Source organism: Arthrobacter sp. MYb221 (genome assembly GCF_002979835.1).
Lineage (GTDB): Bacteria > Actinomycetota > Actinomycetes > Actinomycetales > Micrococcaceae > Glutamicibacter.
Window position 1 is genome coordinate 310,200 of the sequence record NZ_PCPW01000003.1, and the last position, 11,300, is coordinate 321,499.

General features: G+C 55.9%; 6 protein-coding genes and 3 tRNA genes. 3 read left to right on the top strand and 6 right to left on the bottom strand.

Annotated elements, in window-relative coordinates; genetic code table 11:
* The first annotated feature begins 23 nt into the window (after nucleotides 1-23).
* Nucleotides 24-2,093, top strand: coding sequence for a TPM domain-containing protein (locus CQ015_RS05930; RefSeq protein ID WP_105649575.1), 2,070 nt, complete (start codon nucleotides 24-26; stop codon nucleotides 2,091-2,093).
* 68 nt (nucleotides 2,094-2,161) lie between these two features.
* On the top strand, nucleotides 2,162-2,893 hold the full coding sequence (locus CQ015_RS05935; RefSeq protein ID WP_096284621.1) for a PspA/IM30 family protein: 732 nt from the start codon (nucleotides 2,162-2,164) through the stop codon (nucleotides 2,891-2,893).
* Nucleotides 2,894-3,017: 124 nt separating this feature from the next.
* Here the strand turns inward: CQ015_RS05935 and CQ015_RS05940 are convergent.
* The 5 genes from CQ015_RS05940 to CQ015_RS05960 all read right to left on the bottom strand — a co-directional run bounded on the left by CQ015_RS05940 (nucleotide 3,018) and on the right by CQ015_RS05960 (nucleotide 8,843).
* Nucleotides 3,018-3,091: transfer RNA gene (locus CQ015_RS05940), tRNA-Met, on the bottom strand.
* Between the two features lie 754 nt (nucleotides 3,092-3,845).
* Nucleotides 3,846-3,919, bottom strand: a tRNA-Met gene (locus tag CQ015_RS05945).
* Nucleotides 3,920-4,505: 586 nt separating this feature from the next.
* Nucleotides 4,506-4,579 (bottom strand) — tRNA-Met (locus tag CQ015_RS05950).
* Between the two features lie 66 nt (nucleotides 4,580-4,645).
* Entirely contained in the window at nucleotides 4,646-7,687 is a 3,042-nt protein-coding gene (locus tag CQ015_RS05955) for a UPF0182 family protein (RefSeq protein ID WP_105568851.1), read from the bottom strand.
* A gap of 115 nt (nucleotides 7,688-7,802) precedes the next feature.
* Nucleotides 7,803-8,843 (bottom strand): PDZ domain-containing protein, encoded by a 1,041-nt coding sequence (locus CQ015_RS05960; RefSeq protein WP_096284617.1) that lies wholly within the window; start codon nucleotides 8,841-8,843, stop codon nucleotides 7,803-7,805.
* A 253-nt stretch (nucleotides 8,844-9,096) separates the two neighbouring features.
* On the opposite strand from CQ015_RS05960, the gene CQ015_RS05965 reads away from it, so the two are divergent.
* Entirely contained in the window at nucleotides 9,097-10,518 is a 1,422-nt protein-coding gene (locus CQ015_RS05965; RefSeq protein ID WP_096284615.1) for a zinc-dependent metalloprotease, read from the top strand.
* An 89-nt stretch (nucleotides 10,519-10,607) separates the two neighbouring features.
* Here CQ015_RS05965 and CQ015_RS05970 read toward each other — a convergent pair whose 3' ends face one another.
* Entirely contained in the window at nucleotides 10,608-11,219 is a 612-nt protein-coding gene (locus tag CQ015_RS05970; protein WP_105552999.1) for a M48 family metallopeptidase, read from the bottom strand.
* Nucleotides 11,220-11,300 lie beyond the last annotated feature (81 nt).

Below are 11,300 nucleotides of genomic sequence, written 5' to 3' on the forward strand. Positions count from 1 at the left end.
CGGTAATTCAGGTGAGGACGACAATGATTTCCAAAGCGCGGCGAGTCACTGCTGCAGCATTAACGGTGGCGGCATTATCGCTGGGAGCGTCGGCACCAGCATTTGCAGAGCCCCCTGTCACCATTCCACCTGGCGACTTCGTTGTCGACAACGCGCAGGTGCTCGGTGGCGATGAAAGCAATCTCGAAAACGATATTAAAGAACTTCGGGACGAGACTGGAATCAGTCTCTTTGTTGTCTACGTCGATGAATTCACCAATCCCTCGGATCCTAGCCAATGGATGCAAGAAGTTGCGAGTACGAAAAATATGGGCAGCTCGGATGCGATTTTGGTCGTAGCCACAGATCAGCAGCAAGCGCGGTTTGCCGGCGATCAAAATGGGCCGCTGAATGCCTCGGCTCAAGAGATCTACTCAGAACATATCTCTCCGGCTCTCGGCCAACTAGATTGGGCAGGAGCCGCTGAAGGCGCTATTGAGGGCATCGCAAATGTATCCGAGGGGGGCAGCGCTAGCGGCTCGTCCGGCTCCGGTGGCGGCATCTTCTGGGTTCTGTTGCTTGTTGGCGGCGTGGCAGTGGGCGCCTACGTGATGCTATCGCGGCGCAGCAAGAAGAAGACCAACCAGCTACCGCAGAACCACGGCAATCTCAACGGTCATCAGCCCCAGCAGCTTGAGTCGCTGGATAAGCTACGTTTGCAGGCTGACCAGTTGCTGGTCGCGGCAGACGATTCCATACGATCTTCTGAGCAAGAACTCGGTTTCGCTGAAGCTCAGTACGGCCCAGATGCCATCAAGGTCTTTTCTACGGACCTCATCGAGGCCAAGACCCATCTGGTTGAGTCCTTCCGACTGCAGCAACAGCTCGATGATCACATCCCCGACACCGAAGAAGAGCAACGTTCATGGCTCGGTGAAATTATCAATCGGTGCGGACAAGTCAATGACACGTTGCAAGAGCACGCCGCCGAATTCAAAAATCTTCGCCAGTTGGAACAGAACGCAGAGTCCCGAATCAATGAGGTTGCTGCGGAAAAGGAACCGCTAGCCCAGCGGCTTTCCCAACGGGTGTCCGAGCTTGAGGGACTGACTTCGAAATACGATGACAGCGCCGTCTCGCAGATTACCGATAACGCCGAGCAAGCTTCGGAACGACTAACGTTCGCAGCCTCAGTGCTGAAGCAAGCGCGCGAGAAGCTCGATACGGATCGCTCCGGCGCGGCACTTCTCATCCAGAATGCTGAAGAAGCTCATGACCAAGCCGAAGTACTGCTCGAAGCTATCACCAAATCGGCGGCCTCGCTGCGCCAAGCAGATGCCGATTTGGAGTCAGCTGTCGCCATGGCCGCCAGGGATCTGGCGCAGGCTAAGGCGCTAGTTGCCAACGGCACTCAGCCGAACCTTGCAGGTCCCATCGCCGGGGTAGAAAGCACCCTAGGCAACATCCAGCAGGCATTGCGCGGTGGCAAGCACAACCCATTGGCCTTGATCTCGGCCCTCGACGAATCGACTAAACCGCTAGCCACCGCCTTGGGCACGCTACGCGACCGAGCCGAGCAGGACCGGGTGGCGCGCGATCAGCTTCAGTCACTGTTGAATACGGCGGCATCGCGCATTCAGGGAACGGAAGACTACATTCGTGCCCGCCGTGGCGGCGTACGTTCTTCGGCCCGTACTCGTCTGGCCGAAGCGCAGCGCTCCTATGATCAGGCACTAAGCCAAGCGGCACAGCGCCCCACCGAAGCGGTGGCTGCCGCGCAGCGGGCAGTGCAGCTGGCAGACCAGGCAGCACGCATGGCTGAGCAGGATGTCAACGGCTTCGACGGCGATGGTGGTTTGGGCGGCTTCGGCGGCGGAAACCGTGGTCGTGGCGGTATGTTTGACGGGATCGGCGGAGCCGTTCTCGGCGGCATCTTGATTGACTCGCTACTCGGCGGCGGTAACCGCGGCGGAGGCAATCACGGCGGTGACGACGGATTCTTCGGCGGCGGAGGCTTCGGCGGTTTTGGCGGCGGTGGCGGAGGCTTCGGCGGCGGGTTCGGCGGCGGCGGAGGTGGTGGAGGCTTCGGAGGCGGAGCCGGCGGCAGTTTCTAGAGATACGCGGTTTATCCCAAGTAGTACGCAAATTTCAGCAGCACTATTTCGTATAGAAAGGTCCAACCATGACCAAGCAATCACTTTTCGGACGCGTTGCCCAGCTGGCAAAAGCCAACATCAACGCCATCCTAGATTCAGCCGAAGATCCTGAGAAGATGATGGACCAGATGGTCCGCGACTACACCGACAACATTGCCGAAGCCGAGCAGGCTGTGGCGCAGACCATTGGCAACCTGCGCATGTTGGAAGATGACTACCGCGAGGACGAACAGGCGGTCACTGAGTGGGGCACCAAAGCACTCGCCGCTTCCAATAAGGCTGATGAATTCCGCGCAGCTGCTGACTCAGCCAACGCCGCCAAATTTGATAATTTGGCCAAGGTAGCGATCCAGCGTCAGATGCAGTCCGAAAGCGAGATGAAATCCGCCAACCCAACCATCAACTCGCAGCGTGAAATCGTTGAGAAGCTGAAGACCGGCTTGAACCAGATGAAGGAAAAGCGCATTGAACTTGTCAGCAAGCGCGACGAGTTGATCGCTCGTTCCAAAGCTGCCCATGCACAGAACCAGGTCAACGAAGCCGTCAAGTCCGTGAACCTCATGGATCCGACCAGCGAGATCAGCCGGTTCGAGGAAAAGATTCGCCGTGAAGAGGCAAAGGTGATCGGTGCTTCCGAACTCGCCTCGTCGAGTCTGGACGCTCAGTTTGAGTCCTTGGAGGATCTTGGTGAACAGACTGAGGTAGAGGCTCGCCTGGCGGCTCTGAAGGCCAACCAGACCGGAGCCTTGGAGAGCTAAGCTCACCGAAATGAATAGTGGCGCCGGGTCAGAATGATATTTCCGTTCCGGCGCCCTTCTTTTCGTTCAGTTCCATGAGTTAAAACAAAAGTGGAGATCCATTCGGATCTCCACTTTTTCTCTGTGGCGGGGATAGGATTTGAACCTATGACCTCCGGGTTATGAGCCCGGCGAGCTACCGAACTGCTCCACCCCGCGTCGGTAAATACAACATTACCAACTCGTAAACCGTATGGCGAATTGAGGGGCCATGTCGTACATCACAGTGGTGCCATGTCGGCCTAAGCGGCGAAAATCAACGGTTCTCAATGCATGGATCGGAGATCGATTATGGTGACTAAAAATTGATCTGAACGCGGACTTCCTGGGGCGGATCAACTGCCAAATGGAATTCATTGAATGAGAGCTAATCCGAGTAGCCAAGCCCAACACTTTTCTTGACGTTAAATTCAGGCTTCAAGAAATAGCGCTAGACCGGCGCAGCCCACCGTCCTATGATTCCAGAACACAGGACAGATCAATTGACCCTGCAGCCACTACCCCCAACTGAGATTGATTTCCTCAGTTCATCGCATCGCGCCGGCAGGTGAGCCCTTAGTCGGCAAATAGCGTGTAGTTTTCGCCGAATCCTCAGCTAGTCGAATAAGGCTTGAGGCTCGCCGGCGAAGCCGAAGGCCCCGGCCACCACATGCGCCCTCGGGCAAAAGCATGTCGGCATAGAACTATCCGTAGGAGCGAAGAATCTACCCACAATCAGGCGAGTTCGGGGTTTCTGGACCTCACGCAGCTTGCTTTCGAAGTCCGGATCATGCCCGTTTCGAAGTCTTGAACGCTGGTCGGCGCGTTATGGCCCCCTGGCTTGGCGGAATTACTCCCCGGTAACGATGCCGGATCACCAGCTCATGGCTTAAAGCAAAAGTGGAGATCCATTCGGATCTCCACTTTTTCTCTGTGGCGGGGATAGGATTTGAACCTATGACCTCCGGGTTATGAGCCCGGCGAGCTACCGAACTGCTCCACCCCGCGTCGGTAAATACAACATTACCAACTAGTAAACCTCATGCCTAATTGAGCTGACATGTCCTTAGTCACAAGGCGAATCTAAGCCCGGGAAGTTGCTCTAAAAGTTTCTGCTTCTTGCTCGAAGCTGCCGCTGATCGGCCGCACCGCATTCGGCCTTGCATGGGTACATTACGGAAAATGCTGCTTGCCCGCTGGTCGCTGCGGAGAGTCAATCCGTTGAATGCGAAGGCCTATAGCGTGGCGCAACTAGCTTCTAGCTTCGTACCTGCTTAGGGTTCAGCCTCAACCAATGAACCGGAACGATGGGGCCACGAACCGCCAAGGCCTGTGCCGCGGATTAGGGACCTACCAGAGGTGCTTCCTCATTCGTGCATATTGCGTCACCGCACCGCTGCGCGGCGGTGAGCTTGCCGCCGATCCCAGCTTAGCCCTTCCCTTGGTATCGCGTACCCAAATTCATCATTCGGGCGCGTACGGAGCGTTGAAAAGAGGATCCCTATTTAAGCTGCAGAAAAGCAAAATCCCCCAGTCCGAAGACTGGGGGATTTTGCTTGGTCATCGCCGAATCATTCTCGACTTGTCCCATAAGTGGCGGGGATAGGATTTGAACCTATGACCTCCGGGTTATGAGCCCGGCGAGCTACCGAACTGCTCCACCCCGCGATGACTAGACTATTCTTCATCATCGCGGAGTGGAATGCAAATCGGGGGTTCAGCTTACGAACATGACTATCCGTTATTAGCGTCGTTAGGCTCAGCGGACTCGCTCGGAGCTTCCGGGGCTTCGGAGCTAGTCTGTACTTCACCTTCCGGGGCAGCTTCGCCGTTGATGGCAGCGTCAGCTTCCAAGGCACGGCTCAGGGCCTCCTGAAGTTCCTTCTGTGCTTCGCCGTAGGTGGCGAAGTCGCCAGCCTTCAGAGCTTCGTCAGACTTCTGGATCGCGGCATTTGCCGCATCCAGAGCATCCGTTAGCTTCTGGGTTTCAGACTGCGTAGGCTGTTCGCTCTCCCCCGGCTGTTCTTCTGGTGTCGCACCATCACCGTTCTCACCGGTTACGGCGCCCGAATCGCCACCAAAGACCTCGTCGAGAGCTTCTGAGAGCGTATTCGCGAAGCCAACCTGGTCACCGAAGGCAACTAGCACCTTACGCAAGGTTGGGTAACTGGTCTGGCCCGAGGACTGAACATATACCGGCTGAACGTAGAGGATACCGCCGCCGACTGGCAGCGAGAGCAGGTTACCGCTCTTCACCTCGGAAGCACCCTGGCGCAACAGGTTCAACTCTGTGGTCACACGTGGGTTGGTATCAAAGTTCTGCTGTGCCTGGCCTGGGCCAGGTACAGCCGTATCGCGAGGGAGCTCCAACAAGCGAAGCTTGCCGTAGTCTTCTGTCTTCACGCCATCTTCACTGCCCGCGTCTGCATTCGCTGATAGGAAGCCGAACAGCACGTTACGCTGTTGCCCGTTGGCTGCTGCCTGTGGAATGAAGGTGGAAGTCAGCGAGAACGATGCCGCATCTTGAGTTGGCATCTTCAATGACAGGAAGTAAGGAGGCTGCTTCACTCCCTGAGTTGAAGAGGTCGGATCATCCGGCACCGCCCACGCGTCATTGGACTCGTAGAACGCGTCGGGGTCATCAACGTGGTAAGTCGTGAGGACTTCGCGCTGAACCTTGAACATATCTTCCGGGTAACGCACGTGCTCCATCAGATCACCGGAAATGTTATCCAGCGGCTGGACGGCAGTTGGGAAGACCTTTTGCCAAGCCTGCAAGATTGGGTCTTCGGTATCCCACGCGTACAGATCAACCTTGCCGTCGTAGGCGTCAACGGTAGCCTTGACCGAGTTACGCATATAGTTCACGCGACCCGACAATCGATCGAAATCTGAAGCGTTAGTCAGCGAGTCGGAAACAGCCGATTCAATCTGCTGCTGCTGTGCATAGGGGAAATCATTTGAGGTGGTGTAGCCGTCGACGATCCATTTGACTCGCCCATCGATAATTGCCGGGTAGGCACTGGAATCGAGCGTCAGGTACGGGGCTACCTTGCTCACGCGATCGCGCGGGTTACGGTCGTACAGAATCTGTGATTCATCGTTGACCGCGTTGGAGAGCAATAGGTCTGTAGAAGCGAACTTCAACGCAAACACCACACGGTTGAACAGGTTGCCTACGTTAGGGCCGCCCTCTCCCTGGAAGGTGTAGCGGGTGTCTTCGCCCTCGCCACCAGCGCTTGGACGGTCAAGCTCCTGATCGGTCCAGCCTTCCGGACCGCCAACTACCGAGTACTCAGGAGAGTTCTCACCGAAGTAAATGCGCGGCTCGTATTCTTCTTCGGTGATCAAATCACCGGTGGACGGAATGCCTCCGAGCATAAAGTCGGGGCGGCCACCGGCAGCTACGCGGTTACCGTAAGCAGCAACCAGCCCGTAACCGTGGGTGTAGGTAATGTGCTGGTTCACCCAGGTGTCATTGGGGTTGACGTTGACTTCACGTGCGGCGATAACCGTATCTTCGACTTTTCCGTCAATTTCGTAGCGGTCAACATTCAAAGTTTCAGGGAAGGTGTAGTACCCACGGAACTGTTGCAGCTGCGCAAATGCGGCAGAAACCAAGTTAGGGTCCAACAAGCGAATATTCGCCGTTGTTTCCGTTTCCTTAGCCAACGCGTTCTTCTCGGTGCTGACCTTGGCGTCGTACGGAGTGACTTCGACATCGTCCAAGCCAAAGGCCTCACGCGTCATCTGGATATTTCGATCAATATATTCGCGTTCCAACGTACGCTGCGAAGGAACCACTTGGTACTGCTGTATCAGGAATGGGTAAACGCCGCCGGCGACAATCATCGTCACCACGAGCATTGCGGTACCAATCAGTGGCAAGCGCCAGCGACCGTTGAACGCCGCAATCACGAAGGTAACTGCGATCAGAATTGCGACAATTGCCAGAATCATCCGTGCAGGGATAACCGCGTGAACGTCTTTGTACAGTGCACCGGCTACGCGCCCGGACTGATTGTTAAGCGTCTCGTACTGAGAGATCCAGAAATTGACAGCCTGGAGTAGCAAGAACACTGCCACGACCACTGCGGTATGCACGCGGGCAGCCTTGCCCACCGTGATGCCGCCACGTTCTTCAACGCGAATGCCACCGTAGAGATAATGCGTTAGCAATCCTGCAACTCCGCCGAGCAGAACTACAGAAATCAAGAATCCGGTGATCAATCCGATGAATGGCAGGGTGAAGATAAAGAATCCCAGGTCCATATTGAACTGCGGATCGGTGGATCCGAATGGAACCCGGTTGAGGAACAACATAATGGTCTGCCATTGTCCGGCTACCGCGATGGCTGAGAACAAACCCACCACTGCAGGAATGCCGATCATGAGGAAACGGCGAACCGGTTCGAGCTGCGCTTGGTAGCGGGACATGGAGTCTGGACGACTCGTCTCCGGTGCGTAGACAGGGCGATGCTTGTACGCGCTGCGCATAGAGAACCACATCGGCACGGCCATCAAGACCAACGCGATGAAGAAGATGATGAGTTTGGCGATGCGCTCGGTCCAATAGACTTCCGAGAATCCCAGCTGATTGAACCAGAGGATATCTGCGTAGAAGTTCGAGAGGAAGACAAACACGGCCACCAAGATGACCACCGCAAATACCGTCAGCGTCAGTGGAGACGCCTTTTTATTTGCGGGCTTAGAAGGTTGTTGCGGCCCTTGGGGTCTCGGTGGACCCCCGAACGGACTATCCGATCCGTATGACACTATTCATTCCTTACCTAAATGTCCCGCACGCCTTTGCTAACGCCAGAACTCGTATATCTATCACTGTACTTACTAAGCTTCAGACACCAAGTTGTATGAACGGTGTCGAGTGGATCTATGAGCAGGATTCCAACGTGGTGGGGTCGGCTCCTTGCTCAATTTTTGTCAGCGCCTGCCGTGCTTCATGCAGCGTGCCCACCTTGACGACATGCAGCCCGTTCGGCACTCGTCCTTGTACATCCGAGCAGTTCTCTGACGGCGCTAGGAAGACCGTCGCACCATCTGCCTTCGCGGCGACCATCTTCTGGGCAATCCCTCCGATAGGCCCGACTTTGCCCTCGGCGGTAATCTCTCCGGTCCCGGCGATGTGATTCTCTCCGGCCAGCGATCCTTCGGTCAACCGATCAATGATCGCCAAGGCGAACATCATGCCGGCGCTCGGGCCTCCGACCTCTTCCACGCCAAATTTCACGTCGATGGGAAAATCAAAGGCGGTGCTCAAGTAGACCCCAAGCTGGCGAGAGCCTTCTGCATTGGCTGACGTGGTGACGCTGACCTCAGTCTCCTTCGGCTCACCCTCACCGGAGGCCCTGCGAACCGTCATCGTGCTTGGCTGATCTCCACGCTCATTGAGGTCTGCCTTCAAGTCTTCCAAGTTGGATACTGGTTTCCCTTCGAACCCCAGCAACCTATCTCCTGGCTTTAATGAATCCCTATTGGTATCCGTGGAGAAATCCGCGACTTCCAACCAAGTGGAATATTCGTGCCCCAGCTCATTCATGGCTGCTGCAATCGACAATTCTTGTGAAGAAACCATCATCGAATCGTTGGCCGCGCCACGTTCTTCGCTAGTAACTCCACGCGGAATCATGGTCTCTTCCGGGACGATATCTTTGTTCGGATTAAATAGCGCTTCGAGAATCACCGGGGTTGACACCCGATTCTGCCCACCGCCTTGAACGTAAATGGTCGTCATGTCCAAAATGCTGTTGGACTGAAAGCTCTTGGCACCGTCGATGGTGATGAGCTCCTTGCCCTCGTACTCCCCCAGCGTGTTCAGCACTGGTCCAGGTGTGCGCACGACAAAGTTGGTGGGTAAGAAGAGGATCAGACCAACCAACAGCAGGGCTAGTGTCCCTGCGATCGTGGTTTTCACGGGCTTGGAACCAGGAACTTGCGTACCCAAATTCGGGCTCGCGCCCTTCGTGGATGATGGTTCCTGTTCGTGCACTGACCTTGCTCCCGCCGCTCAAAAATATTTCAGGGGCGCTTTCACAAACGCCACCCCCTCTAGCCTACTGAAAGCCCATGCAGAACTTCATCAGCTATAAGGAGTATTCGATGTGCCGAAAGCGAACTCAGGCTTGCATCGATGTGAACTCTCAGGCGTAGGGGGTACTTTTAATGACATGGCACAGAACCCTCCGAATAACCGACCCGACGGTGACGACGACGAAAACAATCCGCAGGATCCAATGTCAGCGATGTTCTCACAGCTCTTCGGTGGCAGTTTCGACCCAAACGATCTCCCGCCTCAGCTTCGCGAAGCGATGGGTTCACAGGATCCCGCCGCTATGCAGCAAATGATGCAGCAGGCACAAGCAATGATGTCGGCAATGATGCAGAACAATGCCTCTGAAGGGCCGGTGAATTGGAAGCTTGCTTCGGATACCGCGCTTCAGTCCTATGCCGGTGAAGACCCCGAAGTTTCTGACTCGCGCAAAAGCGCCATTGTCGACGCTTCCTATCTGGCCGATCTGTGGCTCAATAACGCCACGGCTTTTGAGTCCAAGGGCGAAGCTACCGAAGTCTGGACTCGCAAACGCTGGTACGACAAAACTTTGGGTGTTTGGAAGAAGGTCACCGAACCGGTGGCCGAATCCGTGACCCGTGCAATCACCAGCGCAATGAAGGACCAAATCCCAGAAGAGATGAAGGGCATGCTCGGCAACTCCGATGCGATGTTCCGAAATCTTGGTTCCAGCATGTTTGGAATGCAGCTGGGAACTGCCCTAGGCGGCTTAGCCAAGGATGTGCTTGGAGGCACCGATATCGGGTTGCCCCTGGCAGGAACGACACCCGGCCTGGTCGCCGCCAACGTTGCCAACTTTGGCGAGGGGTTGGAAATCCCTGAGCAGGAAGTGCTGCTCTACGTGATTCTGCGCGAGCACGCTCATGCGCGACTATTCAATCGGGTTCCATGGCTTTCTTCGAAACTCATCGGAGCGGTCGAGTCTTACTCACGTGGCATTCATATCGATATGTCACGTGTCGAAGAAGCAGTTCGCGGCATCGATCCGTCAAATCCGGAGAACCTGCAGGAACTGCTCGGCGAAGGGCTGTTTACGCCAGAGCGCACAGGCCAGCAGGAAAAGGCACTTGAAAATCTCGAACTGACGCTGGCACTGATCGAAGGTTGGGTCGACCACGTTGTGTCGCTCGCGGCCGCCAACTTGCCATTCGCGGCTCACCTTCGAGAAACCATGCGCCGTCGCCGTGCCTCTGGTGGTCCTGCTGAATCAGCATTTGCTTCGCTGGTCGGCTTGGAACTGCGTCCGCGCAAGCTTCGTGAGGCTGCCGCCCTCTGGGAACACCTCCATGAGGAACGTGGTACCGAAGGCCGAGATGCTATTTGGGACCACCCCGATTTGATGCCTACGGCCGAAGATCTCAGCGAGCCGGCGGGCTTTACCAAGCGCCGAGAGTCGGCTGCATCTGAATATGACGAGTTTGACGCCGCGCTAGGCAAGCTACTCGATGGCGGATTCGATAAGCCGGAACCTGAAGTCGAAAACCCTGAGGATTCTAATCCAGACGATCCGAAGAACTAACTAAGAGCTCTGATGTAAGTAGGGGGTCCAAGCAGCTCAAGCTGCTTGGACCCCCTACTTTTCGTTGGAGCGGACCTCAAAATCGCAGGTCACTTGTCGTCGAGATCGTCAAACCCGCCAGTTTCGGTATCGGTCTGTCCGTTTTCTTTGGCATGTGCGCGGAAACCTGCGCTGAATCCGGCGAGATACTGGTCCGCTTCGGCTCTTCTTTCGAACCGGTCCAGCAGATCCTGGAACCTTTTTCCGTGCCCTTGGCCCGGCGTTGCCAAATGGACTAGCTCATGGACCAAAACATAGTCTTGCACCCAATTCGGGGCATACTTCAGTTTGGCGGAAAGTCGGATGGTCCGCTGGATTGGGGTGGCAGAGCCCCACCGTTTATTTTGATTATTGACCCAACGCACCGATACCGGATTAGCCAGCCCATCAAGATACCTTAGGTCCAAATATGTGGCCCGTTCCATCAACGAGTCCTCGGTGATGGCCGCCGATTGTCGGCTCTTACGCTGGCGGTATTTCTTGAGCATTTCGTCCACGAATGCGCGCTCCGTGCTTTCATTCAGCGCCGCGGGCACCTGAACGACCAACCGGTCCTCGCGCCATTGCGAGGAGATGGTCTTCTTTCGTTTGCTCGAACGTACGATACGGACCGGGATGTCATCCGCGGCGATAAAATCAACGGTCTGAGGGTATGCCGGCATCGGGTGCCTCCACTTCTATCCTTCACAGGTTTGCGATGGTTTGTCGCTTATGAGCTCACCATAGGTCCACGTAGGTGAACC

What these genes read in the sequence shown, in the direction of transcription:
- CQ015_RS05930 (WP_105649575.1), top strand. Translation starts at nt 24, where the DNA reads ATGATTTCCAAAGCGCGGCGAGTCACTGCTGCAGCATTAACGGTGGCG.
- CQ015_RS05970 (WP_105552999.1), bottom strand. Translation starts at nt 11,219, where the DNA reads ATGCCGGCATACCCTCAGACCGTTGATTTTATCGCCGCGGATGACATC.
- CQ015_RS05965 (WP_096284615.1), top strand. Translation starts at nt 9,097, where the DNA reads ATGGCACAGAACCCTCCGAATAACCGACCCGACGGTGACGACGACGAA.
- CQ015_RS05935 (WP_096284621.1), top strand. Translation starts at nt 2,162, where the DNA reads ATGACCAAGCAATCACTTTTCGGACGCGTTGCCCAGCTGGCAAAAGCC.